Source organism: Serpentinimonas sp. SSL01, from assembly GCF_056323735.1.
This window is the reverse complement of sequence record NZ_CM150487.1, coordinates 2,305,020-2,331,261: the sequence shown is the minus strand read 5'-3', so window position 1 is coordinate 2,331,261 and position 26,242 is coordinate 2,305,020. Positions and strand designations below refer to the sequence as shown.

Here is a 26,242-nt window from a genome sequence, read left to right as displayed (position 1 = left end):
CGAATCGGGTGCGCGCGGGTTTAGGATCGATCCCTATGGCCGAACCCAGCGCGCGCCCTCCCACCAGCCTGTCCGCGATCCGACCCCCCTTGCCCCCTTGGTGGCGCGGGGTGCTGCTGGCGCTGTGGCTCTCGCTGGCGGCGGCGGTGGCGCTGGGCATCACGCGCTTTGCCTACGGTTTGCTGCTGCCGCCCATGCGCGCCGACCTCGGCTGGACCTACGCCTTGGCCGGGGCCATGAACACCTTCAACGCCGTCGGCTACCTCGTGGGGGCGCTCACGGCCCCGTGGCTGCTGCGCCGCTTGGGGGCTGGACCGCTGCTGCTGGCTGGGGCCTTGCTGGCCAGCGTGTTCATGGCCAGCAGCGGTTTTTTTAGCGCCAGCGCGCCGCTGCTGGCGCAGCGGCTGGCGGCGGGCGTGTTCAGCGCCTGGGTTTTTGTGGCCGGGGGCTTGTTGGCGGCGCGCCTGGGCACGGTTTGGCCGGCGCACAGCGGTTGGTTGCTGGGCTTGTATTACGGCGGCGTGGGCTGGGGCATCGTGCTGTCGGCGCTGGCGGTGCCGCCGGTGCTGGGCTGGGCCGCCAGCGTGCCGCACGGCTGGGCTTGGGCTTGGTGGGTGCTGGCGCTGGTCTGTTTGCTCACCACGGCATCGCTGTGGGGGCTGCTGCGGGCGCTGCGCCAGCTGGGGCTGGAAGTCGATGCCGCGCCCGTGTACCGTGCCGGCCCCGGCGCGCCGCCCAGCCCGGCCTTGGGTTGGGCGCTTCTGGTGCAAAGTTTTGGCTGGGCGCTGGCCTCGTACACCCTGTTCGGTCTGGGCTACATCGGCTACATGACCTTCGTCATCGCGCTGCTGCACGAGCAGGGGCACGCCACCGGGGCGATCACGCTGTTTTACACCCTGCTGGGCTTGGGGGTGGTGATTTCGGCGCGGCTGTGGGCCGCTTGGCTGGATCGTTTTCGCGGCGGGCAGGCGCTGGCGCGCCTCAGCGCCCTGCTCGGCTTGGCCACGCTGGTGCCCGCGCTCACGGCGGCTTGGCCGGCGTTGCTGGCCTCGGGGCTGTTGTTCGGGGCGGTCTTTTTGTCGGTGGTGGCCTCGACCACGGCGCTGGTGCGCCACAATTTGCCACCGGAGCAGTGGGCCGGCGGCATCAGCGCCTTCACGATCGTGTTTGCGGCCGGGCAGATCGTGGGCCCGACGGCGGTGGGCTGGATCGCCGACGGCCCGGGCGGGCTCGAGCGCGGCTTGTTCTACTCGGCGCTGGCGCTGTGGCTGGGCGCGGCGCTGGCGTGGCGCCAGCGGCCGCTGCAGAGCGCCGGCCGCCCTACACACTAAACTTTGCACACCGCAGGAGCACCCCATGGCCATCGGAGACTTTGCCTACGCCAACAACTGCAACCGCTTTTTGGGTTGCGCGCCACTGGCCGACCAGCCCTTTGCGCTGGTCGGGGTGCCTTTTGATGGCGCCGTCAGCAACCGTCCCGGGGCGCGCTTTGGCCCGCAAGCCATCCGCGCCGCCAGCCTGATGCTGTGCGATGGTGAGCACCCGCACTTCAACTGCAGCCCCGTTGGGCACGTGGGCGACGCGCTCGATCTGCGCTTGCCCAACACCGCCGCGCTGCCCCATCTGCAGGCCTGCATCGAGCAGCAGGCGCAGGCCCTCATGGGCCAGCACCGCTGCGTGTTTCTGGGCGGCGACCACTCCATCACCCTGCCGCTGCTGCGCGCCGCGCGCCGCGTATATGGCCAAGGCGCGCCGTTGGCGCTGGTGCATTTCGACGCCCATTGCGACACCTGGACCGACCACTGCGGCGAACCCTCGGGCCACGGCACCTGGACCTATGAGGCGCTGCAAGAGGGCCTCGTCAGCCCGGCGCACACGGTGCAGATCGGGCTGCGCTCCAGCGGCCAGCGCGCGGCGCGCGAGTACGTGCGCGACCAAGGCGGCCTGATCTACCCCGCCCGCGATTTGCGCGGCCTCGACGGCGCGGCTTTGCAGCCGCTGCTGCGCGAGATCCGCCAGCGCATCGGCGAGCGGCCCTGCTACCTGACGATCGATATCGACTGCCTCGACCCCGCCTTCGCGCCCGGCACCGGCACCCCCGAGCCCGGCGGCCTGAGCAGCAGCCAGGTGCTGACCGTGGTCGAAGAACTGGCCGATTTGAACTGGGTCGGCATGGACTGCGTCGAAGTGGCGCCGGCCTACGACCACGCCGAACTCACCAGCCACGCCGCCGCCACCCTGGTCTGGACCTGGCTGGCCGGGCAGGTGGCGCTGGGGCGCACCCGTGCCTGGCGTTAACGGGGTGGAGCGATGTTCAAGTCCCACCTGTTGCAATCCGACACCCTACTGAACCAGCGCAGCTACTACGAGGCGTCGGTGCAGCGCGCGCCGGCCTTGCCGCCGTTGCAGGGCCAGCAGCGCGCCGATGTGCTGGTGGTGGGCGGTGGGCTGGCGGGCTTGAGCGCGGCGCTGGAGCTGGCCGAGCGTGGGCTGCAGGTTTGTCTGCTCGAGGCGCAACGCATCGGCTGGGGGGCCAGCGGGCGCAATGGCGGCCAGGCCTTGGTGGGCTATGCCTGTGGGCAAGGGCAGCTCGAGCAGCAGCTCGGGCGCGCCGATGCGCGCCGGCTCTGGGACTGGACGCTGGAGGGCATCGAGCTCATCGGGCAGCGCATCGCGCAGCAGCGCATCGACTGCGACTGGCAGCGCGGCTACCTGACGGTGGCCGATTCGGCACGCCAGGCGCGGCGCCTGCTGGCCGAGGTCGAGCAGCAGCAGCGCGACTACGGCCTGGCGTGCGAGGTGGCCACCGGGCCCGAGGTGCGCCGCTACATCGACAGCCCGCGCTACCACGCCGCCGCCTTTGAGCCCATCAGCGGCCACCTGCACCCGCTCAAGTACACGCTGGGGTTGGCGCAGGCGGCGCAGCGCGCCGGCGTGGTGCTGCACGAGCACAGCCCCGTGCTGCGCCTGAGCCAAGGCGCCGCCGGTGTCACGGCGCACACGGCCCACGGCCAGGTGTCGGCGCGCTACGCGCTGCTGGCGGGCAACTGCCTGCTGCCCGAATACGCCCCGGCGCTGGCGCCGGCGCTGGCGCGGCGCATCATGCCGGTGGGCACTTACTTGGTGGCTACCGCCCCGGTGGCCACTGCCCTGAGCCGGCGCCTGATCCCCAGCGCCGCCGCGGTGTGCGACAACAACCTGGTGCTCGACTACTTTCGCTTCAGCGCCGAGCAGCGGCTGCTGTTTGGCGGCCGTGTCAGCTACACCACCCGCACCCCGGCGCAGCTGCAGGCCCTCATGCGCCAGCGCCTGCTGGCGGTGTTCCCCGATCTGGCGCAGGTGCCGGTCGACTACCTGTGGGGCGGCTTTGTGGATATCAGCATGAACCGGGCCCCGGATTTTGGCCGGCTGTCGCCGCAGGTTTATTATTTGCAGGGCTTCAGCGGCCACGGCGTGGTGCTGGCTGGCTTGGCCGGGCGCTTGGTGGCCGAGGCCATCGGCGGCCAAGCCGAGCGCTTCGATGTTTATGCGCGGCTCAAGCACCACCCTTTTCCCGGCGGGCCGTGGCTGCGCACGCCGCTGCTGGCGCTGGGCATGGCATGGCAGCGCTTGCGCGAGGCGCTGGGCTGAGAGGCTCAGCCTCTGCCACAATCACCGTCCAAGGCTTACCGCGCACCATGAACCCGAACCCTACTGCCTCCGCCCACTCCGCTGCGCCCGCCACCCCGCCCCTGGTCTGGCTGCCCGCCGACCACCGCCAGCTGGGCCCCAACGACATGCCCTATCTGCTGCTGGGCGACAAGTACGCGCGCGCGGTCAAGGTCGGCGCGCAGGCGCAGCCGGTGCTGTTCCCGCTGGCCGAGGCGGCGCAGGTGGGCGAATTGCTGGCGCTAGTCGATGGCGTGATGCTCACCGGCTCGCCCTCCAACGTGCACCCGGCGCACTTCGATGAAGACGTGCACGACCCCACGCTGCCGCTGGACCCCGAGCGCGACGCGCTCACGCTGGCGCTGGTGCGCGCCTGCATCGCGCAGCAGGTGCCGCTGCTGGGCATCTGCCGTGGCTTCCAAGAGATCAACGTCGCCCTAGGTGGCAGCCTGCACCAGACCGTGCACGCCGTGCCAGGGCTGATGGACCACCGCGACCCCGACGGCCTCCCGCTCGATCAGCAGTACGGCCCCAGCCACCCGGTGCGGCTGGCGGAAGGCTCGGCGCTGGCGCAGTGGGCTGGCGGCACGCAGGCCATGGTCAACTCGCTGCACGGGCAGGGCATCGGCCGCTTGGCGCCCGGTGTGCGGGCGCTGGCATGGGCCGACGATGGGCTGGTCGAGGCCATCGAGGTGCAGGGCGCGACCGAGTTTGCTTACGCGGTGCAGTGGCACCCCGAGTGGCGCTGCGAGCAAAACCCCTTTTACGCCACCACCTTTGAAGCCTTTGGCCAGGCGCTGCGGCGGCGCCAGCAGCGCCGCCTGCAAGCGCAGCTGGCCCAGTCCACAACCGGCGCACCCAGCGCAACCGGAGCATGAGATGAAAAGCAACCCACCGCAGAGCTTCAACGAACTCGAACAGTGGCTCAACCAGCGCCGCGTGACCGAAATCGAGTGCCTGGTACCCGACCTCACCGGCGTGGCGCGGGGCAAGATTTTGCCGCGCGGCAAATTCACCGAAGACCGCGGCATGCGGCTGCCGCAGGCGGTGGTGGCCATGGGCGTGACCGGCGTGTTCCCCGAGAGCGGGCCCTACTACGATGTGATCGACCCCACCGACCGCGACATGCAGCTGCGCCCCGATCCGTCCACGGTGCGCATCGTTCCCTGGGCCACCGACCCCACGGCGCAAGTCATCCACGACTGCTTCGACCACGCCGGCAAGCGCGTGCCCTTTGCCCCGCGCAGCGTGTTGCGCCACGTCTGCAACCTGTACGAGGAGATGGGCCTGTCGCCGGTGGTGGCGCCCGAGCTCGAGTTTTACCTCACGGCGCGCAACACCGACCCCAACACCCTGCTCAAGCCGCCCATCGGCCGCAGCGGCCGCGCCGAAACCTCGCGCCAGGCCTACAGCATCGACGCCGTGAACGAGTTCGACCCCTTGTTCGAGGAAATCTACGACTACTGCGACCAGATGGAGCTCAACGTCGATACCCTGATCCACGAAGTCGGGGCCGGCCAGATGGAGATCAACTTCTTCCACGGTGCCCCGCTCGACTTGGCCGACGAGGTGTTCTTTTTCAAGCGCACGGTGCGCGAGGCGGCGCTGCGCCACGACATGTACGCCACCTTCATGGCCAAACCCATCGCCGGCGAGCCCGGCAGCGCCATGCACGTGCACCAGAGCATCGTCGAGCGAGAAAGCGGGCGCAACCTCTTTAGCCAGCTCGACGGCACGCCCAGCGAGGCCTTCTACCACTACATCGGCGGCTTGCAGCGCTACATACCGGCGGCGATGGCGCTGGTGGCCCCCTATGTGAACAGTTACCGGCGCCTGTCGCGCAACACCGCCGCCCCGATCAACATCGAGTGGGGGCACGACAACCGCACCGTCGGCATCCGCTCGCCGATTGCGGTGCCGCAGTCGCGGCGGCTGGAAAACCGCGTCATCGGCGCCGACGCCAACCCCTACGTGGCGCTGGCCATGACGCTGGCTTGTGGCTACTTGGGGCTGAAAAACAAGATCGCGCCCAAGCCCGAGAAGAAGTCTGACGCCTACCTCTCGCCCTACGCGCTGCCGCGCACGCTGGGCGAGGCGCTGGACTGGCTGCGCCGCGAGAGCGATCTGCACGAGGTGCTGGGGCGCGAGTTCATCACCATCTACACCGAAATCAAAGAGCTCGAGTTCGAGGAGTTCATGAAAGTCATTTCGCCGTGGGAGCGCGAGCACCTGCTGCTGCACGTCTAAGTGGTTGGGAGGCACCGCTCACTCAAACCCGCCCAATTGCCTCCCAGCCTCTGAGCGCCCTCAATCTGGAGCCCCCATGCCCCCCACCCCGCTGACCGCCGAACTGCAAGCGCTCGATGCCGCGCACTACCTGCACCCTTTCACCGACCACCAGGCGCTGGCGGCCAAGGGCGCGCGCGTGATCACCCACGGCGAGGGCATCTACGTCTGGGACAGCGAGGGCCAGCGGCTGCTCGACGCCATGAGCGGGCTGTGGTGCGTCAACGTCGGCTACGGGCGGCGCGAGCTGGCCGACGCGGCGCACGCGCAGATGCTCAAGCTGCCCTACTACAACAGCTTTTTCCAGACCACGCACGAGCCCGCGGTGCGGCTGGCGGCGCGCTTGGCCGAGCTGGCGCCGCCGGTGGCCGGGCGTCGCTTCGAGCATGTGTTTTATTCCAGCTCCGGCTCCGAGGCCAACGACACCAACCTGCGGCTGGTGCGGCGCTACTGGGATTTGCTCGAGCAGCCGCAGCGCAAAACCGTGATCAGCCGCCGCAACGCCTACCACGGCTCCACGGTGGCGGCGGCCTCGCTCAGCGGCATGGGCGCCATGCACGCCCAGGGCGATTTGCCCATCCCCGGCATCGTGCACATCGATCAGCCGCATTTTTTGCAGCATGGCCTGGCGGGCGAGAGCGAGCACGATTTTGGCCTGCGCGCGGCGCGCTGGCTGGAAGACAAAATCCTCGAACTCGGGCCCGAGCGCGTGGCGGCCTTCATCGGCGAGCCGGTGCAGGGCGCGGGTGGCGTCATCATCCCGCCAGAAAGCTACTGGCCCGAGGTGCAGCGCATCGTCGATCGCTACGGCATCCTGTTGATTTCCGACGAGGTCATCTGCGCCTTTGGCCGCCTCGGGCACTGGTTTGCCTACGAAAAATTCGGTCTGCGCCCCGATCTGGTGACCTTTGCCAAGGGCATCACCAGCGGCTACGTGCCCTTGGGCGGCACCCTGGTGGGGCCGCGCGTGGCCCAGGTGCTGATCGAGCGCGGCGGCGAGTTCAACCACGGCTACACCTACAGCGGGCACCCGGTGGCGTGCGCGGTGGCGCTGGCCAACCTCGACCTGCTCGAGCGCGAACACCTGCCAGACCGGGTGCGGCTCGACACCGGCCCCTACCTGGCGCAGCGCCTGGCCGAGCTGGAGGCGCACCCGCTGGTGGGCCGCGTCCAGAGCTGCGGCTTCGTCGCCGCGCTCACTTTGGTGCGCGACAAGGCGCGCGGCCTGCCCTTCCCCGAGGAGCAGGCGGTGGGCATGTTGTGCCGCGCGCACTGTTTTGGGGGCGGGCTGGTCATGCGGGCGGTGGGTGATCGCATGATCATCGCCCCGCCCTTGATCACCACGCGCGCGCAGATCGACGAAATGCTGGACCTGATCGGGCGCGCGCTCGACGCCACGCTGGCGGAACTTCGCGCCAAAGGATGGTTCTGAGGTCCTTGGTTCTGAGGTCCTAGCCTTGTGGCTAAAATAGCGCTTGGCACGCGGTTTGCATAGGCTGTGCAGGCCGCAACCTGTGTGCGGCTGCCCCCATCCCTTTTTTTGCTCTTTACTTGTTGGAGTGAAACCATGTTGAAGACCTTGCTGGCGGCCGCCTTGGCGGCCTCTTTTCTGGTGGCTTGCGGACCGCGTGAGCAGCCCGCCGCAGTGGCCCCGGCCGCCCCGCCGGCCGAGCCCAAGGTGCTCAACATCTACAACTGGCCCGACTACGTCCCGCCCGGCCTGATCGAAGCCTTCGAGCAGGAAACCGGGATCGACGTCACCTACGACACCTTTGCCTCCAATGAGGTCTTGCACGCGCGCTTGGTGGCGGGCAACACCGGCTACGACATCGTGGTGCCGGGCAGCGTGTTTGCGGCGCAGCAGATCGCCGCCGGCTTCTTCCAGCCGCTGGACAAAAGCAAGATCCCGAATCTGGCCAATATGGACCCGGCCCTGATGGCCACCCTGACCAAGGCCGACCCCGAAAACCGCCACTTGGTGCCGTGGGCCTGGGGCTTTACCACCGTGGGCATCAACCGCACACGCCTCGAGCGCGCGCTGGGCAACACCCCCATGCCCGAAAACGCCTGGGAGCTGGTGTTCAACCCCAAATACACCGCGCTGGCGCAGCGCTGCGGCATCGCCTTCCTCGACGCGCCGTCTGAGGTCATCCCGCCGGCGCTGCACTTCATCGGCCGCGAAGCCTATTCCAACAACCCGGCTGACTACCAAGCCGCGCTCGAGATGCTGATGACCGTGCGTCCGCACATCCGCATCTTCACCTCGACCATGATCGACACCTTTGCCGGCGGTCAGGCTTGCGTGGTGCTGGGCTGGTCTGGCGACATCAACATCGCCGCCAACCGGGCGCGTGAAATGGGCAACACCGACGTGCTCGAAGCCCTGCTGCCCAGCACTGGCGGCCTGATCTTCATCGACACCATGGCCATCACCCGCGACGCGCGCCACCCCAACAATGCGCACACCTTCATCAACTTCTTCCTGCGGCCCGAAAACGCGGCCCGCATGGCCAACGAGATGAATTTCGCCACCGGCAACCTGGCCGCCATGCCGCTGATCAAACCCGAGATCGCCGGCAACCGCACCATCATGGTGCCCGCCGACTACATGCCGCGCATGATTCAGCCCGGCAGCCTCTCCAACGAGGCGCGTGAAGCCATGGCGACGGCCTACAATACGTTCCGTCGGGGCAACTAAAACCCCCTTGGCTACGCGCCCCAGCCGCCGCGCGCGCACCAGCGCCTGCAGCGGCTGCGGCGCTGCTACCGCCGTTGGGCCGTTGTCACCCACGCTTGTTGGGTGCGACGGCCTTCCTCATGTTTGGCTGTCTAGATCGAGACCGGGGGCTTGCGTATGTCGCTGGAGCAGGGCAAAGAAGGTTTTCTGGTGACCGAAAAAGTGGTCAAGCGCTTTGACGAGGCGCTGGCCGTCGATGAGGTCTCGCTGTCGATCGCCCAGGGCGAGATTTTTGCCCTGCTGGGCAGTTCGGGCTGTGGCAAATCGACCCTGCTGCGCATGCTGGCCGGGTTCGAGAAGCCGACTTCGGGCCGCATCCTGCTCGGCGGCCAGGACGTGGCCCAGATGCCGCCCTACGAGCGCCCGATCAACATGATGTTCCAGAGCTATGCGCTGTTTCCGCACCTAAACATCTGGGAGAACGTGGCTTTTGGCCTCAAGCGCGAGGGTTGCCCCAAAGAAGAACTCAAGCGCCGCGTGGGCGAAATGCTGGATCTGGTGCAGCTGGGCGACTACGCGCGGCGCAAGCCGCACCAGCTCTCGGGCGGGCAACAGCAGCGCGTGGCGCTGGCCCGCAGCCTGGCCAAGCGGCCCAAGCTGCTGCTGCTCGACGAACCGCTGGGGGCGCTGGACAAAAAGCTGCGCGAGCAGACCCAGTTCGAACTCGTCAACATCATCGAAAAGGTGGGCGTGACCTGCGTCATGGTCACCCACGACCAAGAAGAAGCCATGATCATGGCCCAGCGCATCGCCGTCATGAGCAAGGGCCGGGTGCTGCAAGTCGGGGCGCCGCAAGACATCTACGAATTTCCTGCCAACCGCTTCGTCGCCGACTTCATCGGCAGCGTCAATCTGTTCGACGGCCGCCTGAGCGTCGATGAGATCGACCACTGCGCGGTGCAGACCGAGATCGGTGAGATCCAGATTGGGCACGGCGTCAGCGGCTCGCTGAATATGCCGGTGGCGGTGGCGGTGCGCCCCGAAAAAATTGAAATCTCCAAAACCCGCCCGCATGGGGTGGACTGCAACCTGTTTAGCGGCCGGGTCAAGGAAATCGCCTATTTCGGCTCCTACAACACCTTTTTGGTGCAGGCCAGCAACGGCCAGAAAGTCAAAATCACCGAGCCCAACACGGCGCGCCACGACCTGTCCGACATCACCTGGGAAGACGAGGTCTTTTTCTGGTGGAGCAACCGCGCCGGCGTGGTGCTGCGCGACTGAGTGCCCCTGCCAACGCGAAACCCAGGCGAAACACCGTGGCCAAACCCCTGAAACTGTCCATGCCAGGCCGGCGCTTCGTCATCGGCGTGCCCTACGTCTGGCTGCTGATTTTCTTCTTTTTGCCTTTTTTGATATTGCTGTACATCAGCTTTGTCGATATGGGCAACGAGATTCACCCCTTCCAGCCGCTCTGGGACCCGCAGCAAGGCGTGCTGCTGCTCAAGTTCGAGAACTACTGGAGCATTTTCCGCACCGGCCCCGACGGCGCCCTGTTCCAGACCCTGTACGTCGAATCGTATGTGCGCTCGATCGCCTACGCGCTCATCACGGCGCTGCTGTGCCTGATCATCGGCTACCCCTTCGCCTACTTCATTGCCCGCAGCGCGCCCGAGATGCGCCTGATCTTGCTGATGCTGCTGATGCTGCCGTTTTGGACCTCGTTCATGCTGCGCGTCTTTGCCTGGAAGGGCATTTTGAGCGATTTTGGCGTGGTCAACCAGTTTTTGATCTTCATCGGCCTCACCGACGAGCCGCTGCGCCTGATCTACACCGATTTTTCCATGCTCATCGGCATGGTCTATGTCTATCTGCCCTTCATGGTGCTGCCGCTCTACGCCAACTTGGTGAAGATGGATTTCCGGCTGCTCGAGGCCGCCTACGACCTCGGGGCCTCGCCCTTCAAGGCCTTCTGGCTGATCACCGTGCCGCTGTCCAAGCCCGGCATCATCGCCGGCATGATGCTGGTTTTCATCCCCTCGATGGGGGAATTCGTGGTGCCTTCGCTGCTGGGCGGGGCCGACAACATCATGATCGGGCGCGTGGTCTGGGACGAGATGTTCATCGCCAACAACTGGCCCCGGGCATCGGCCTTGGCGGTGTTGATGATCCTGCTGGTGATCATTCCCATGATGCTGTATTTCCGCTACGGCATGCGCGACAGCGCCGACGGACGCTGACACCGACGGAGCCCAAACCATGAAATCGAATTGGCTGAACAAGCACCTCGGCAAAGTCTGGCTGGCGCTGGTGTTCCTGTTTTTGTACGCCCCGCTGGCGTTCATGATCCTGTTTTCGTTCAACAGCACGCGCCAGCACGCCACGTTCACCGGCTTTTCGCTGCGCTGGTACGAAGCGCTGCTGGCCGATACGCGCATCGTCGAGGGCTTTATCGTCTCCTTGCAAGTGGCCTTTGTCACCGGCTTGCTGGCGGCGGTGCTGGGCACCTTTGCTGCCTTTGTGTTGGTGCGCTACAAGCATTTTTGGGGCCGCACCGTGTTTTCGGGCATGGCGGTGGCACCCATGGTGATGCCCGAGGTCATCATCGGGCTGTCGCTGCTGCTGCTGATGGTGGGCTCGTTCAACCTGTTTGGCGGCCCCGAGCGCGGCCTGATCACGATCATCATCGGCCACACCCTGTTCGGCATGGCCTTTGCCATGGTGGTGGTGCAGTCGCGCCTGCAAGAGGTGGACCGCAGCATCGAGGAAGCGGCGATGGACTTGGGCGCACGCCCGCACCAGGTTTTTTTTCTGGTCACGCTGCCCAACATCGCGCCGGCCATTTTGGCGGCCTTTCTGCTCGCCTTCACGCTCTCGTTCGACGACGTGGTGATCACCCTGTTCCTCTCGGGCCCGGGGGTGAGCACGCTGCCACAAGTGATCTTCAACTACGCTGTGCGCGGCATCAACCCGACCATCTACGCCGCCGCCACCTTGCTGATTCTGACCGTCACCACCTTTGTCGTCACCTATGCCTTCTGGGTGCTGCACTCGACCCGCAAACGCCAGCGCGAAATGGCCGAGGCGCTGCGCGGTGCTTGATCTAGGAGACCCGCCATGACCGCTATCGACGAATCCACCCTGCGCCTCGACGGCTGCGCCTTCATCGACGGCCAGCGCGTGGGCGCGCGCGATGGTGCCACGTTCACCAAGGCCTCCCCAATCGACGGCCGCGCCCTGCCCGAGGTGGCGCGTTGTGCCAGCGCCGATGTTGACTTGGCTGTGGCGGCGGCGCGCGCGGCTTTCAACGACCGGCGCTGGGCCAGTCAGGCCCCAGCCAAGCGCAAGCGCGTGCTGCTGCGCTGGGCCGAGCTGCTGCTGCAACACGCCGACGAGCTGGCCCTGACCGAAGCGATGGATATGGGCAAGCCGCTGCAATACGCCAAGAGCGTCGATGTGGCCGGTGCCGCCAACTGCCTGCGCTGGTTCGGCGAAGCCACCGACAAGGTCTATGACCAGATCGCGCCCACGGCCGACCATGCGCTGGCGCTGATCCAGCGCGAGCCGGTGGGCGTGGTGGGCGTGATCGTGCCTTGGAATTACCCGCTGCTGATGGCGGTCTGGAAGATTGCGCCGGCGCTGGCGGCGGGCAACGCGGTGGTGCTCAAGCCCAGCGAAAAATCGCCCTTCAGCGCCCTGCGCTTGGCCGATCTGGGGCTGCAAGCCGGCCTGCCGCCGGGGGTGCTCAACGTGCTGCCGGGCTTTGGCCCCGAAGCCGGCAGCCCGCTGGCGCTGCACCCGGATGTGGACTGCATCGCCTTCACCGGCAGCACGCGAGTCGGCAAGCAGATCCACGTCATGGCCGGGCAGAGCAACCTCAAGCGCGCCTGGACCGAACTGGGCGGCAAATCGCCGTTCATCGTCTTTGACGACTGCCCCGACCTCGAGCGCGCGGTGCAGGCGGCCTTGGGCAGCGTGTTTTTCAACTGCGGCCAGAGCTGCAACGCCCCCACGCGGCTGCTGCTGCACCACGCCATCCACGCGCCCTTCATGGCGCGCGCGCTCGAGCTGCTGCCGCAGTTTCAGCCCGCGCACCCGCTGCTGCCGCAAACGGTGCAGGGGGCGCTGGTCGATGAGGCCCAAACCGCCACCGTGCTGCGCTACATCGAGGCCGGCCAGCGCGAGGGCGCGCAGCTGCTCGCCGGTGGCCAGCGCGTGCACCCGGTGGCGGGCGGCTGCTACCTGCAACCCACCATTTTCGACGGCGTGCACAACCAGATGCAGATCGCGCGCGAAGAGATCTTTGGCCCGGTGCTGGCGGTGTTGCGCTTTGGCAGCGAGGCCGAAGCGGTGCAGATCGCCAACGACAGCATCTACGGCCTGCAAGCCTCGGTCTGGAGCCGCGACCTGAACCGCGCCCACGGCGTGGCCCGGGCCTTGCGCGCCGGCACCATCCACGTCAATCAGTACGACGAAGACGACATCACCGTGCCCTTCGGCGGCTACAAGCAAAGCGGCGTGGGCCGCGACAAATCGCTGCACGCCTTGGACAAATACACCGAACTCAAAACCACTTGGCTGCGCATCGACAGCCCGGTTTGAATGGCTGCAGGCGCTTTTTTGCGTGGGCTGGCCGAATCACCCCCGCGCTTGGGTGCAGGCCCTTTCAGGCCGCGCACCGCACTCACCTCATCGCATGAACCCTGACCGCGCATCCCACCCACCGGGGCGCCCGCCCGGCCCGCTGTGGCTGCGCCTGCTGGCGCGCCTGCCGCTGCCGCTGTGGCGGCGGCTGGGGGCGCTGCTGGGGGCGTTGCTGTACCTGCTGGCCCGGCGCCGGCGCCACATCGCCCAGCGCAACCTCGAGCTTTGCTTCCCCGAGGCCACGCCGGCACAGCGGCGGCGCTGGGTATGGCAGACCTTCAGGCACTTCGGCCAGTCGGCCCTAGACCGGGTCTGGCTCTGGCACGCCAGCCCGGCGCGCATCCGCCAGCGGGTGCAGCTCATCGATCCGGCGCAGGCGCTGCAACTGCGCGGCCCGGTGGTGTTTTTTGCCCCGCACCTGAGCGGTCTCGACGCCTGCTGGACGCGCATCACGCTCGAAGTCGAGCGGCCTTGGATCACCGTCTATTCGCCGCAAAAGCGCCCTTGGATGGAGCGCTGGGTGAATCAGGGCCGGGCGCGCTTCGGGGCCCCGCTGCTGCACTCGCGCCGCGAAAACATCCGCCCGGTGCTGCGCGGCCTGCACCAGGGCGCGGCCCTGATGCTGCTGCCCGATATGGACTTGGGGCCACAAAACGCCGTGTTCGTGCCCTTCTTTGGCGTCCCGGCGGCTACGGTGACCGCCCTGTCGCGCTACGCCAGCGCCGCGCAAGCGCCGGTGGTCAGCCTGTTTTGCCGCATGACGGCGAGCGGCTACTGCCTCGAGGTCTCGCCACCGTGGCCCGATTTCCCCAGCGGCGACGACAGCGCCGACGCCCAGCGCATGAACGCCGCGCTCGAACAAGCGGTGCGCATCAGCCCGGGCCAGTACCACTGGCTGCACCGCCGCTTCAAGAGCCGGCCCGAGGGCGAGCCGGGGCTGTACTAGAGCCGGGCCCGGTGCTTGGCCCAATGTTTCACGTGGAACGTGGGCTGTGTCTATCCGGGTGCAATCAGCCCGTGCAGGTGTTTGGGCGAGTTGTCTCAGCACGGCCCTGAGCTGGCGCTTTTCAGCATCTGCTAGGCTGCGCTTGGCCACCGCTCTGCCAGTGCTCAACAAACGCCCATCGATGCCGGGTGGCAGTTGCCCCTTTGCGGGGATGGAGCGCTTTTCCTCGGCGGATAGCGCAGCAAAAGTGCTTTGGGCGATGTGGGCGCAATCGAGCTCTAGCGCCAGCGCTGGGTTGGATAGTGATGCCGCAGCTGTGCTCTGTGGCACGCTGCCGTTTGCAGCGCTGGCGAAACGCTGCACGGCGGTATCTTCCCAGTGGATTTTGCAGTCGGTCTCGGCGCACAAAAACGGGGAGGTGGCTTCTGCCGGCCCCATCGTCAGCAGGTGCACCCGAATGCCCATGCTTTGCGCAGCCAGCACACCGGGCGTCAAATCTGCATCCCCAGAAAGCAGCAGCGCGTCGGTGATCGATTTGTTCTGGGCCAGGCTGATGAGGTCTGCGATGATCAGTCCATCCACCGCCTTTTGATCCCCGACGCCGTTGCGCGTACCCAGTCGGAGCTTGACGTCGTCAACCGCTTCGATCGCTTGGTGGCTCAGGGTCTTGCCATAGGTCCCTGGGCCGTCGTAGCAATAAACCCGAAGAAAGTCGGCGTTGGTAAATTGCGCTTGCGCCTCGTTGATAAGCTCTGCGCGCAACTGCGGGTAATCGATCGTGACGCTCTCACGCCCGGTGCGTTGACGATGGGCGATGTAGGTGGACTGCACCCAAAAATAGCCCGCATCGACGAAGACGGCAAACTGACCGCTACCAGCGCAATACAGCAAGAAGGGCGCCAGGGCGCCCTTCTTAAGTAGGATGCCTTTGGGGCATCGACTTAGCGAGGCCCCTTTGGGAGGCCAAGCAGCGCTGGGATTCTATCCTAAAAAGAGCGGCGATACACGTCGGCGATACACGTCGATACACGGCCATACACAATGGCACTGCACCACATCGTTCACGTGAAACCGCCCTCACTCGTACAATCATCAGCCTGCAGCCCACGCCCGGATGGCTGGCTGCGCATGTGCAACCCCAGGCCCTAGATTGTGAGCCCCATGTGGTACCCGGAAGAATTTGATGTGATCGTGGTCGGTGGCGGGCACGCCGGCACCGAGGCCGCGCTGGCGGCGGCGCGCATGGGTTGCGCCACCTTGCTGCTCACGCACAACATCGAGACCTTGGGCCAGATGAGCTGCAACCCCAGCATCGGCGGCATCGGCAAGGGGCATCTGGTGCGCGAAGTCGATGCGCTCGGCGGTGCCATGGCGCTGGCCACCGACGCCGCCGGAATCCAGTTTCGCATCCTCAACTCCAGCAAGGGGCCGGCGGTGCGCGCCACCCGCGCCCAGGCCGACCGGCTGCTGTACAAAGCCGCGATCCGCCAGCGGCTGGAAAACCAGCCCCGTTTGCAGCTCTTTCAGCAAGCCGTGGATGACCTGCTGCTGGATGGCGACGGCAGCGGCGCGCGCGTGGCCGGCGTGGTGACGCAGACCGGCATCCGCTTTCGCGCCCGCGCCGTGGTGCTGACCGCCGGCACCTTTTTGGACGGCAAAATCCACATCGGCCTCGACAACCACCCCGGCGGCCGCGCTGGCGAGGCGCCGGCGCAGCGCCTGTCAGCACGGCTCAAAGAGCTGCAGCTGCCGCAAGGGCGGCTCAAAACCGGCACGCCGCCGCGGCTCGATGGCCGCAGCATCGACTTTGCGCGCTGCGTCGAGCAGCCCGGCGACGGCATGCCGGGCTCCGACAGCGCCGGGCGGCCGCTGCCGGTGTTCAGCTTCATGGGCCGCCCCGAGATGCACCCGCGCCAGTTGCCGTGCTGGGTCACGCACACCAACGAGCGCACGCACGCCATCATCCGCTCCGGCTTTGATCGCAGCCCCATGTACAGCGGCCAGATCGAAGGGGTGGGGCCGCGCTACTGCCCAAGCGTCGAAGACAAGGTCAAGCGCTTTGCCGACAAGGGCAGCCACCAGATCTTCCTCGAGCCCGAGGGCCTGAACACGCACGAGTTCTACCCCAACGGCATCTCCACCAGCCTGCCCTTCGACATCCAGCTCGCGCTGGTGCGCAGCATCGAGGGCTTGGAGCGCGCGCACATTTTGCGCCCCGGCTACGCCATCGAGTACGACTATTTTGACCCGCGCGCGCTGCGCAGCAGCTTCGAGACGCGCCAGATCGGCGGCCTGTTTTTTGCCGGGCAGATCAACGGCACCACCGGTTACGAGGAGGCGGCGGCGCAGGGCCTCTACGCCGGGCTCAACGCCGGCTTGCAGGTGCGCGCTCTGCAGCCGTGGTTGCCGGGGCGCGATCAGGCCTATCTGGGCGTGCTGGTCGATGACCTGGTGACCCAGGGCGTGAGCGAGCCCTACCGTATGTTCACCAGCCGCGCCGAATACCGGCTGCAACTGCGCGAAGACAACGCCGATCTGCGCCTGACCGCAATCGGGCGCGAGTTGGGTTTGGTGGACGACGCCCGCTGGAGCGCCTTCAGCCGCAAACGCGACGCGCTGGCGCGCGAGAGCGAGCGCCTAAAATCGACTTGGGTCCATCCGCGCACCCTGTCGGCGCCCGAGGCCGAGCGCGTGCTGGGCAAGGCGATCGAGCGCGAGTACCCTCTGTTCGAACTGTTGCGCCGCCCCGGTGTGGGCTACGAGGCGCTGCTGAGCCTAGAAGGCGGGCGCTGGCGGCCGTCCCCGGCCGCCGACGAGGGCGATGACCCGCGCCCCTTGGTTTCACGTGAAACCTTGGGCGCCGACTACGAGGCCGTGGTCGAGCAGCTCGAAATCGCCGCCCAGTACGCCGGCTACATCGAGCGCCAGCGCGACGAGGTCGAGCGCAGTGCCGCTTACGAAAACCTGCGCCTGCCGGCAGACTTGGACTACCACCAAGTGACGGCTTTGAGCATCGAGGTGCGGCAAAAACTCACGGCGCAGCGCCCCGAGACGCTGGGCCAAGCGGCGCGCATTTCGGGCGTCACGCCGGCGGCGATTTCGCTGTTGCTCATCCACCTCAAGCGCAGCCGCAGCCGCGACTTTGCTGCCACCGGCGCCGCATGAGCCACCCGCTCGCCGCAGGCCTGCGCGACGGCTTGGACGCCTTGCAGCTGAGCTTGAGCGCAGCGCAGCAGCAAACCCTGCTCGACTACGCCGACTGGCTGGCCAAGTGGAACCGGGTCTATAACCTGACGGCGCTGCGCCAGCCGCAGCAGCTGCTCACGCACCACCTGCTCGACAGCTTGGCGGTGTGCGTGCCGGTGCAGCGCCAGCTGAGCGCGCTCGATCTGCCGCACGCGCCACGGTTGCTCGATGTGGGCTCGGGCGGTGGCCTGCCGGGCGCGGTGCTGGCCATTGCCTGCCCGGCGCTGGCGTTGCGCTGCGTCGATGCGGTGACCAAAAAAGCGCTGTTCATCAGCCAAGTGGCGGCGGCGCTGCGCCTGCCCAATCTGCAGGGGCAGCACGCGCGCGTCGAGCACATCGTGCAGCCGCACGATCTGGTGCTGTCGCGCGCCTTCGCCTCGTTGGCCGATTTCACCCGGCTGTCGCAGGGGGCGCTGGCACCGCAGGGGCTGTGGCTGGCGCTCAAGGGCAAGGTGCCGCACGACGAAATCGCGGCGCTGCCGCCCGAAATCGAGGTGTTTCACGTGGAACCGGTGCGCGTGCCCGGCCTAGACGCCGAGCGCTGCTTGGTCTGGATGCGGCGGCGCGGCGGCGTCTGAACCCTTGGCCGCCAGCCGCGCTGTGCACAGCGCATCGATGGCATCGAACACCCGCCCAGGCACACGGTCGGCGTATGACTTGCGCTTGTTCTGGGAGATCAGGCCGCCGTTTTGCAGGGCGACCGTAATGAGCGTGCAAAGGTCGGCGTCGCGTCCGTCGTGATCCGCTTTAACCCAGATTTTCCATTAGCCACTTTGAGGGGCGAAGCTGATGGTAGGAGGGCGCGAAGCGTTGGCCCAGAGGCCGGAGAACCAGTCGCGTTTTCGACGCGGAAGGGATAGGAGCAGATGGCTCTTGTCGCTGCATTTGTCCCAAGAGCCGCCGATTTCGCCAGGACGACATCGTCGACCTTGGCGGTGGCCACGCCGGCGTCGTCGAGGATGTTTCGCTGCGCTTCGTGCAACTGCGCGACTACGATGGACGCGTGCACTTCGTGCCCAACGGCCAGATCACGGCGGTGATCAACCTGACGCGCGGCCACGCCAACGCCGTGGTCGACGTGAGCGTCGCGTACCGCGAAAACGTCGACGAGGTGATGACCCTGATGCACGACGTGGCGCGCGAGCTGCGCGCCGACCCGGCGTTCGGCTCGCACATCGCTGACGACCTGGAGATGGCTGGCGTCGACCGCTGGGCTGATTCGGCCGTCGTGATCCGCTGCCGCATCAGATGCCAGCCCGCCGCGCAGTGGACCGTGCGGCGCGAGTATCTGCGCCGCCTGAAGCTGGCCTTCGACCGCGCCGGCATCGAGATCCCCTACCCGCACCTGACGCTTTACGCCGGTTAGGACAAGCGCGGGCTCGCACCGCCGCTGCGGCTGCGGGTGGACCACGAGGCCGCGGTGAACGAGCCGCGCGCAGGCCCGCTGCCCGCCGCCGGTGCTTATTGCTCCGGCCCCAAGAAGTCTTAACCGGCGGCATATTTGACCTTGGGGTCTTGGAAGAAGCTCATTACCCGCTCGGGTGATTGCTCCAGCATGGCCATGTGCTCGTTGGCGGCTTGGCGCAGCTTGGCCTTGGTGCGCACCGGCACCCGCTTGCCCATGGCCTGCTTGAGATCCGCATTGAGCCGCTCTTCGGGGTTGAGCTCCGGGCTGTAGCTGGGCAGGTAGAACACCTCGATCTGTTCGATCCGCTCTGCCAGCCAGGCCTTGACCGGTTTGGCTAGTGATGCACCCTCAAGTTGTCCAGAATCAGAAAGACTTTCCTGCCCGTATCCTTAACCAGCGCCTGCATGAACTCGATCAGCCTATCGGCATTGAAGGCCTCATCGATGATCATCCAACGCGCCTTGCCCCGGTTGGTGACGCTGGCGATCAGGGACAGCTTCTGGCGTGTGCTGCCCACCGTGTACGCCACCGGTGTTGCACCTGCCGGGGCGTAGCTCCTGCCGCGCACGTCGGTGTTGACCAGTGCCGTCTCGTCGCCCCAGTGAATCTCGCCTCCTTCAGCCTTGGCTTGCGCTTCGATGGCCGGGTAGTGCTCATCGAGTCAAGCGACTTGCTTGCGCCGCTCATGCAACTGCTCCAGGGTTTGGTTTCTTGCGCTTTCTTTGTCTATGCCGAGTTGGAGCACAATAACCGCAGGAAGTTCACACTTTTTGGGGCCGGATCAATAGGCTTACACTCTGCTACACGGCAACGCAGCGCGCCCAGCCGCAGCCAGCCCCCAGCCGTACTCTCAATCGCTCGCCGTCCACGTTTTCCATGGCCAAAACCTTCTGTGTCGCCAACCAAAAAGGCGGTGTAGGCAAGACCACCACCGCCGTCAACTTGGCTGCGGGCCTGGCGCAGGTCGGGCAGCGGGTGTTGCTGATCGACCTGGACCCGCAAGGCAACGCCACCATGGGCTCGGGCGTGGACAAGCGCGCGCTCGAGCGCACGGTCTATGACGTGCTGCTCGGCAGCGCCGCGCTGGCGCAGGCGGTGGTGCCGGCCGGGCCCGGTTGCGGCTACCAGGTGCTGGGCGCCAACCGCGAGCTGGCCGGGGCCGAGATCGAACTGGTCGAGTTGCCGCAGCGCGAGCAGCGGCTCAAGCTGGCGCTGGCGGCGGTCGATGCCGATTACGATTTCGTGCTCATCGACTGCCCGCCGGCGCTGAGCCTGCTCACGCTCAACGGTCTGTGCGCCGCGAATGGGGTGGTGGTGCCGATGCAGTGCGAGTACTTTGCGCTCGAGGGTTTGTCGGATTTGGTCGACACCATCAAGCAGGTGCACGCCAACCTGAACCGCGAGCTCAAGCTGATCGGGCTGCTGCGCGTGATGTTCGACCCGCGCATCACCTTGCAGCAGCAGGTGAGCGAGCAGCTCAAGGCGCATTTTGGCGCCAAGGTGTTCGACAGCGTGATCCCACGCAACGTGCGCCTGGCCGAAGCCCCGAGCTACGGCCAGCCAGGCGTGGTGTTCGACCCCAGCGCCCGCGGCAGCAAAGCCTTCGTCGAGTTTGCGCACGAAATGGTGGCGCGCATCGGGCAGCTGTGAACTTCTACCAATCCATCGCCCGCTGGGCTTGACCCCTGTGCACAAACCATGTTGAGCAAAAAAACCAAAGGACTGGGCCGTGGGCTCGAGGCGCTGCTGGGGCCGCGACTCGACGAAGGCCACGAGGGCCTAGACCCGGCGCAGCGCGACCAGCCGCACCAGCTGGCGCTGATCGACCTGGTGCCCGGGACCTACCAGCCGCGCACGCGCATGGACGAAGGCGCGCTGTACGAGCTGGCCGAAAGCATCAAGGCGCAAGGGATCATGCAGCCGATCCTGGTGCGCCGGCTCGAGCAGGCCGAGGGCGAGCGCCGGCTGGCCGCTTGGCAGATGCAGCAGGGGCAGGCTGAGGCGGTGCGCGGCGCGCGCCCGGTGTACGAAATCATCGCCGGCGAGCGCCGCTTTCGGGCGGCACGGCTGGCCGGCCTAGACACCGTGCCGGTGCTGGTGCGTGATGTGCCCGACGAGGCCGCCGCCGCCATGGCGCTGATCGAAAACATCCAGCGCGAAGACCTCAACCCGCTCGAAGAAGCGCAGGGTTTGCAGCGCCTGCTGCGCGAGTTTGGCCTGACGCACGAGCAGGCCGCGCAGGCCGTGGGGCGCTCGCGCAGCGCCACCAGCAACCTGCTGCGCCTGCTCAACTTGAGCGAGCCGGTGCAGGCGCTGCTGCTGGCCGGCGACATCGAAATGGGCCACGCCCGCGCCCTGCTGGGGCTGGAGGGGGCGACGCAGATCACGGCCGCGCACCAGATCAGCGCCAAGGCGCTGTCGGTGCGCGAAGCCGAGCGGCTGGTGAAAAAGCTCTCGGCCGAGTTCCGCCTCACCCCCGTGCCACCGGCAGCTGACAAGCCGCGCGAGCTGCTGCGGCTGGAAGAAGAACTGTCGGACCGCTTTACGGCGCGGGTGGAGTTGCGGCTCAAAAACCCCAGCCGGCGCAGTGGCGGCGGTGCCGCGCAAGGCGAGTTGGCGATCGCCTTTGCCTCGCTCGACGAACTCAACGGCCTGATCGAGCGCCTGCGCGCGGCCTAAACCCCAGTCCAGCGCCCAAGCCAGCCAAGCGCTCCAAACGCCAACCCCCCCCATGCCCGTGGAGCGCCCCCCTGGCCGCGGGGGCCGACACAGCGGCCACGCTCAAGCCGCATCTGGGGCGTCTGGGGCATCCGGGGCCACGGTCTGGGCCAGCCAGCGCCTGATCAGCTCCTCGGCCGGCTCCGGGCGGCCAAACAGGTAGCCTTGCATCAGCGCCCCGGGGTGGTGCCTAAAGAGCAGCGACTGCTCCTCGGTCTCCACGCCTTCGGCCACCACCTGCAGCTTCATCAGGCTGGCCACGGCCAGCATGGCCGCCACCAGCGCGGCGTCGCTCGGGCTGTGCGGCGCGTCCTGCACGAAACTGCGGTCGATCTTGAGCTCGTGGATCGGCAGGTTCTTCAGGTACGACAGGCTCGAGTAGCCGGTGCCAAAGTCATCGATGGAAAAGCGCAGCCCCAAGCGCGCCAGCGCGGCCATGCGTTCGATCACGCGCTCCACATCGTGCAGCACCACGCTTTCGGTGAACTCCAGCATCAGGTCGCCGGCCTGCGCTTGGCTGCGCTGCAGCAGCTCCTGCAGCCGCTCGCCAAAATCGCTCTGCTGGAACTGGCGCGGGCTGATGTTGACCGAAAGCGGTAGCCGCCGCCCTTGCGCCTGCAGGCGCCCGAGCCAGCCACACACCTGTTCCAGCACCCAGCGCCCGAGCGGCTCGATCAGCCCCGACTCCTCGGCCAAGGGAACAAACAGCGCCGGGCTGAGCAGGCCGCGCTGCGGGTGTTGCCAGCGCACCAGCGCTTCGGCGCTCACGGTCTGGCCTTGGGTATCGACTTGCGGCTGCAGGTAGAGCCGCAGCTCGCCCTGCTCGATGCCGTGGCGCAATTCTTGTTCCAAGGCAAAGCGCTCCGCCGCCCACTGCCCCATGCGCTGGTCGAAGAACACGGTCTGGTTGCCGCCTGCCTCTTGGGCCTGGTGCAAGGCGGTGTCGGCGTGGCGCAAGGCTTCGCTCGGGTGCTCGGCGGCCATACCCCCAAGCAAGGTCGCGCCGACGCTCAGCGTGATGCGCAGCCGCTCGCCCCCGGCTTCGAGCGGCTGCTCCAGCATTTGGTGCCAGCGGGCGGCGCGGCGCAGCAAGCTGCTGGCGGCGGCCGGGGCCTCGTGGCCCAGGTGCGGCAGCAGCAGTGCGAACTCGTCGCCGCTCAGGTGCGCCAGCAGCTCGTCCGGGTCCAGCTGCAGGCGCAGCCGGTCGGCCAGCGCCAGCAGCACCGCGTCGCCCAGGTTGCGCCCGCGCGCGTCGTTGATGGCCTTGAAGCGGTCCACGTTCACGATCAGCAAGCCCGCCTGCTCGCCGTTGCCGGGGCGCTGGCGCAGGATCTGGGGCAGCTCGGCCAGCAGGCGCTTGCGGTTGGGCAGGCCGGTGAGCGGGTCGAACCAGGCCAGCAGCTCGACTTGTTGTTCGGCGGCGCGCTGCGCGCTCAAGTCCATCTGCACCGACACGTATTGCAGCACACGCTGCGCGGCATCGCGCAGCGGCGCGACGGACACCGCCGTGTGGTAGTGGCTGCCGTCTTTGCGCGTGTTGATGAACTCGCCCTGCCAGGTCTGGTCGCTGCGCAAGGCGTCCCACATCTGGACAAAGGTGTTGCGCGGGGTGCGCTGCGAGCCCAGCAGGCGCGGGTTGCGCCCCAGCACCTCGGCCGCGCGGTAGCCGCTGATGCGCTCGAGGGCCGGGTTCACGTATTCGATCTGGCCTTCGGCGTCGGTGACGATCACCGCCACCGGGCTTTGTTCGGTGGCTTGCGAGAGCAGCCGCAGTTGCCGTTCGGCCAGCACGCGCGCACGGATGTCGCGCGTCACGCCCAAGATCTGCGCCGGCTGGCCTTGGGCGTCGAGCAGCAGCCGGGCCGAGATTTCGACCGGCACCACCGCGCCGTTGCGGTGCCGGTGCTGCAGTTCGATCACCAGCGCCTCCGTGGTATCGCCGCTGACAAAGCGCTGCACGTGGCTGGCGATCAACTGCCGCGCCTTTGTGGCCAAGGCCGGCTCGAACAGTTGTTCGATGGTAAGCTGTTCGCGCTCTTCGGACGTGTAGCCGAGCAGGCGCTGGACCGAGGGGCTGATGTAGCTCATGCGCTGCGGCTCGAGGTCGTAGAGCCAGACCACGTCGGTGGCGTTTTCGGCCAGCAGCCGGTAGTGCGCTTCGCTGCGGCTCAGATCGGCCTGCGCCCGTTGCAAGGCGGCCATGGCCCGCCGGGCCACAGCCAGCTGGTTGCGCTGCAGCAGCAGGCGCGCGCCGCCGAGCGCCAGCAGCAGCGCCAGCAGCCCAAACAGCATAACCCCGATCAGGGTACCGCGCGCGCTGGCCAGCACGGCCGCGCGGTCGATTTCGACTTGCACCAGCCAGTCGGTTCCAGCCACCGGCTGCAGCAGCGCCAGCGCCGGGCGCCCGTGGTCGTCGTGGCCGCGCACCACCTGCCCGACTTCGATCTCGCCGCGCAGCAGGCGCTGGGCAAAAGCGAGCTCGGAGTCGAAGCCCGGCACGGGGTATGACTCTGCAGGCAGGTCGCTCCAGTACTGCACCGCGCCGTCGCGCAGCGTGAGCAGGCGCGCGCTGCCCCTAGTGTAGGGCAGTGGCCACTGCTGCAGCGCGGCGTGGAAGTGGGGTGGCGGATCGACGTGCAGCGCCACCAGCGCGAGCGGCTGGCCCGGGGGGGCGATCAGGCCGACGTAGGCCAGCCGCACCCGCCCTTGCGCGTCGCGCCACGGCCCCACGGCGGCGGCGCGGCGCTGCGCCAGCACCTGGACCAAGCCGGCGTTCAGGCTCGGGTGCGGGGCCGCGGCCTGGCCCCTGGAGTCCCAGAGCTGCGCCAGCGTGGCGTCAAAGAGCTCGATGCGCTGCACCGAAGGCGCTTCGGCGTAGTCGACCAAAAAGCGGTCCAGCAGGGCCATGCCCTCGCCGGGGACTTTGCGCTGGTGTTGCAGCCAGAGCCGCGCGAGGCTTTCGCGCTGCCGCAGGAGCTGCGCCTTCGCCAGCCGTTCCTTGTGCCAGTCGGCCAGGCGCTCGGTCTTGATGAAGGCGCTGGCGTGCATCTGGTCGGTGATGCGCTTTTGCGCCAGTTGCAAGGCGTACCAGCCGGCAGCCAGGCTGGCGCCGATGACCGCGGCGCTGATGAGCGCGATCGCCAGCCACGGCAGGCCGGTGGGCACGCCGTTGGGCAGTGGGCTTGCCGGTGGTTGCGCGGGTTGCGCCGGTTTTTCCGGCTGTGCCGGGGCTGGGTTCATGACAACACCTTGCCCGGGTTGAAGATGCCTTGCGGGTCGAGCGCCTGCTTGAGCGCGCGCATGAGCGCAATGCCCTCGGGGCCGCATTCTTGTTGCAAAAATTCGATCTTGTGCAGCCCCACGCCGTGTTCGCCGCTGCAGGTGCCGCCCAGCGCCAGCGCGCGCGCCACCAGGCGCTGGTTCAGCGCCTCGGCTTGGGCGCGCTCGGCGGCGCTGTGCGGGTCGATCAGGTAGCCGAAGTGGAAGTTGCCGTCGCCGACGTGGCCCACCAAAAAATAAGGCAGGCCGCTGGCCTCGGCGTCGGCCACCGACGCGAGCAGGCAGTCGGCCAAGCGGCTGATGGGCACGCAGGCGTCGGTGGTGATGGCGCGGCAGCCGGGCCGCGTCTGCAAGGCGGCAAAGTAGGCGTGGTGGCGCGCGTGCCACAGGCGGCTGCGCTGCTCGGGCGTGTCGGCCCAGTCAAAGGCGCTGCCTTGGTGCTCGGCGCAGATGGCTTGCACCAGCTCGGTCTGCTCGCGCACGCCAGCTGGCGAGCCGTGAAACTCCATCAGCAGCAGCGCTTCGGCGCGCAAGCCCAGCCCGGCGTAGGCGTTGACGGCGCGCACGGTGGCGGCGTCGAGCAGTTCGCAGCGCGCGATCGGTATGCCCATCTGGATGATGGCGATGGTGCTGCGCACCGCCGCCTCGAGCGTGGCAAAGGGGCACACCGCCGCCGCCACCGCTTCGGGCAGCGGGTACAGCCGCAGCGTGAGCTCGGTGATCACGCCCAGCGTGCCCTCGCTGCCCACGTACAGGCGCGTGAGGTCGTAGCCGGCGCTGGATTTGCGCGCCCGCGTGCCGGTGCGCGCCGGCACGCCGCTGGCCGGCACGACCTCGAGCGCCAACACGTTGTCGCGCATGGTGCCGTAGCGCACCGCGTTGGTGCCGCTGGCGCGGGTGGCGGCCATGCCGCCGAGGCTGGCGTCGGCACCGGGGTCGATGGGGAAGAACAGCCCCTGGTCGCGCAGCGCAGCGTTGAGCTGCATTCGGGTCACGCCCGGCTGCACGGTGGCGCACAGGTCGTCGGGGTAGATGGCGAGCACGCGGTTCATGCGGCTCAGATCGAGGCTGATGCCGCCGTGCAGCGCCAGCAACTGGCCCTCGAGCGAGGAGCCGGCGCCGTAGGGGATGAGCGGCACCTGGTGCGCGGCGCACAACTGCACCGCGGCGCAGACGTCGGCGCTCGATTCGGCATAGACCACCGCCACCGGCGGCGGCACGTCGATGTAGGCCGATTCGTCGCGCCCGTGTTGCTCGCGCACGGCCAGCGCGGTGCTGCACTGGTCGCCGAAGCACTGGCGCAGTGCCGCCAAAAACGCCGGTGAGGCGCTAAGCGGCATCGGGGGTGACGGCTGGGTTTGGCTATGGGTCATGTAAGTGCCTATTGAAAGTA

At 67.6% G+C, this 26,242-nt stretch carries 19 protein-coding genes and 2 pseudogenes; 17 read left to right on the top strand and 4 right to left on the bottom strand.

Annotated features, from left to right (window positions below; all coding sequences use genetic code 11):
- Positions 1-35 precede the first annotated feature (35 nt).
- The 12 genes from ACVMK0_RS10985 to ACVMK0_RS10930 all read left to right on the top strand — a co-directional run bounded on the left by ACVMK0_RS10985 (position 36) and on the right by ACVMK0_RS10930 (position 14,198).
- Complete coding sequence (locus tag ACVMK0_RS10985) at positions 36-1,331, top strand: YbfB/YjiJ family MFS transporter (protein ID WP_476463809.1); 1,296 nt, start codon at positions 36-38, stop codon at positions 1,329-1,331.
- 25 nt (positions 1,332-1,356) lie between these two features.
- A complete protein-coding gene (gene speB / locus ACVMK0_RS10980; protein WP_476463808.1) occupies positions 1,357-2,298 on the top strand; it encodes an agmatinase in 942 nt (313 codons plus the stop codon).
- A gap of 12 nt (positions 2,299-2,310) precedes the next feature.
- Entirely contained in the window at positions 2,311-3,630 is a 1,320-nt protein-coding gene (locus ACVMK0_RS10975) for an NAD(P)/FAD-dependent oxidoreductase (protein ID WP_476463807.1), read from the top strand.
- A gap of 47 nt (positions 3,631-3,677) precedes the next feature.
- A complete protein-coding gene (locus ACVMK0_RS10970; protein WP_476463806.1) occupies positions 3,678-4,526 on the top strand; it encodes a gamma-glutamyl-gamma-aminobutyrate hydrolase family protein in 849 nt (282 codons plus the stop codon).
- Position 4,527: 1 nt separating this feature from the next.
- Positions 4,528-5,895, top strand: a complete 1,368-nt coding sequence (locus ACVMK0_RS10965) for a glutamine synthetase family protein (RefSeq protein WP_045537039.1) — start codon at positions 4,528-4,530, stop codon at positions 5,893-5,895.
- Between the two features lie 76 nt (positions 5,896-5,971).
- The gene (locus tag ACVMK0_RS10960; RefSeq protein ID WP_476463805.1) at positions 5,972-7,366 is read left to right on the top strand and encodes an aspartate aminotransferase family protein; all 1,395 of its coding nucleotides are present in this window, start codon (positions 5,972-5,974) and stop codon (positions 7,364-7,366) included.
- Between the two features lie 135 nt (positions 7,367-7,501).
- Positions 7,502-8,632 carry an extracellular solute-binding protein gene (locus ACVMK0_RS10955; RefSeq protein ID WP_476463804.1) on the top strand — a complete coding sequence of 377 codons (1,131 nt, stop codon included), beginning with the start codon at positions 7,502-7,504 and terminating at the stop codon, positions 8,630-8,632.
- 156 nt (positions 8,633-8,788) lie between these two features.
- The gene (locus tag ACVMK0_RS10950; protein ID WP_476464691.1) at positions 8,789-9,892 is read left to right on the top strand and encodes an ABC transporter ATP-binding protein; all 1,104 of its coding nucleotides are present in this window, start codon (positions 8,789-8,791) and stop codon (positions 9,890-9,892) included.
- 59 nt (positions 9,893-9,951) lie between these two features.
- Positions 9,952-10,848, top strand: a complete 897-nt coding sequence (locus ACVMK0_RS10945) for an ABC transporter permease (RefSeq protein WP_476464690.1) — start codon at positions 9,952-9,954, stop codon at positions 10,846-10,848.
- A 19-nt stretch (positions 10,849-10,867) separates the two neighbouring features.
- A complete protein-coding gene (locus tag ACVMK0_RS10940; protein ID WP_045537030.1) occupies positions 10,868-11,710 on the top strand; it encodes an ABC transporter permease in 843 nt (280 codons plus the stop codon).
- A 15-nt stretch (positions 11,711-11,725) separates the two neighbouring features.
- Positions 11,726-13,210, top strand: a complete 1,485-nt coding sequence (locus tag ACVMK0_RS10935; protein WP_476463803.1) for an aldehyde dehydrogenase — start codon at positions 11,726-11,728, stop codon at positions 13,208-13,210.
- A gap of 94 nt (positions 13,211-13,304) precedes the next feature.
- On the top strand, positions 13,305-14,198 hold the full coding sequence (locus ACVMK0_RS10930; protein ID WP_476463802.1) for a lysophospholipid acyltransferase family protein: 894 nt from the start codon (positions 13,305-13,307) through the stop codon (positions 14,196-14,198).
- A gap of 450 nt (positions 14,199-14,648) precedes the next feature.
- Here the strand turns inward: ACVMK0_RS10930 and ACVMK0_RS10925 are convergent.
- Positions 14,649-15,029: pseudogene (locus tag ACVMK0_RS10925) on the bottom strand (NYN domain-containing protein); the annotation flags it as partial.
- A gap of 330 nt (positions 15,030-15,359) precedes the next feature.
- On the opposite strand from ACVMK0_RS10925, the gene mnmG reads away from it, so the two are divergent.
- The 3 genes from mnmG to ACVMK0_RS10910 all read left to right on the top strand — a co-directional run bounded on the left by mnmG (position 15,360) and on the right by ACVMK0_RS10910 (position 18,810).
- Positions 15,360-17,363: a tRNA uridine-5-carboxymethylaminomethyl(34) synthesis enzyme MnmG gene (gene mnmG, locus ACVMK0_RS10920; protein WP_476464689.1), complete on the top strand. Its 2,004-nt coding sequence runs from the start codon at positions 15,360-15,362 to the stop codon at positions 17,361-17,363.
- A complete protein-coding gene (rsmG, locus tag ACVMK0_RS10915) occupies positions 17,360-18,022 on the top strand; it encodes a 16S rRNA (guanine(527)-N(7))-methyltransferase RsmG (protein ID WP_476463801.1) in 663 nt (220 codons plus the stop codon). The genes mnmG and rsmG overlap by 4 nt, the downstream gene beginning before the upstream one ends.
- A gap of 278 nt (positions 18,023-18,300) precedes the next feature.
- Complete coding sequence (locus ACVMK0_RS10910; protein WP_476464688.1) at positions 18,301-18,810, top strand: mechanosensitive ion channel family protein; 510 nt, start codon at positions 18,301-18,303, stop codon at positions 18,808-18,810.
- 119 nt (positions 18,811-18,929) lie between these two features.
- Here the strand turns inward: ACVMK0_RS10910 and ACVMK0_RS10905 are convergent.
- A pseudogene (locus tag ACVMK0_RS10905) lies at positions 18,930-19,513 on the bottom strand (IS630 family transposase); the annotation flags it as partial.
- Between the two features lie 215 nt (positions 19,514-19,728).
- On the opposite strand from ACVMK0_RS10905, the gene ACVMK0_RS10900 reads away from it, so the two are divergent.
- Positions 19,729-20,502, top strand: coding sequence for a ParA family protein (locus ACVMK0_RS10900; protein WP_045537003.1), 774 nt, complete (start codon positions 19,729-19,731; stop codon positions 20,500-20,502).
- Positions 20,503-20,550: 48 nt separating this feature from the next.
- Positions 20,551-21,531, top strand: coding sequence for a ParB/RepB/Spo0J family partition protein (locus ACVMK0_RS10895; RefSeq protein ID WP_250960298.1), 981 nt, complete (start codon positions 20,551-20,553; stop codon positions 21,529-21,531).
- 102 nt (positions 21,532-21,633) lie between these two features.
- Here ACVMK0_RS10895 and ACVMK0_RS10890 read toward each other — a convergent pair whose 3' ends face one another.
- Together ACVMK0_RS10890 and ACVMK0_RS10885 are read right to left on the bottom strand one after the other, a co-directional pair.
- Positions 21,634-24,810 (bottom strand): putative bifunctional diguanylate cyclase/phosphodiesterase, encoded by a 3,177-nt coding sequence (locus tag ACVMK0_RS10890; protein WP_476463800.1) that lies wholly within the window; start codon positions 24,808-24,810, stop codon positions 21,634-21,636.
- Positions 24,807-26,222 (bottom strand): FAD-binding oxidoreductase, encoded by a 1,416-nt coding sequence (locus ACVMK0_RS10885; RefSeq protein ID WP_476463799.1) that lies wholly within the window; start codon positions 26,220-26,222, stop codon positions 24,807-24,809. The genes ACVMK0_RS10890 and ACVMK0_RS10885 overlap by 4 nt, the downstream gene beginning before the upstream one ends.
- Between the last annotated feature and the right edge of the window lie 20 nt (positions 26,223-26,242).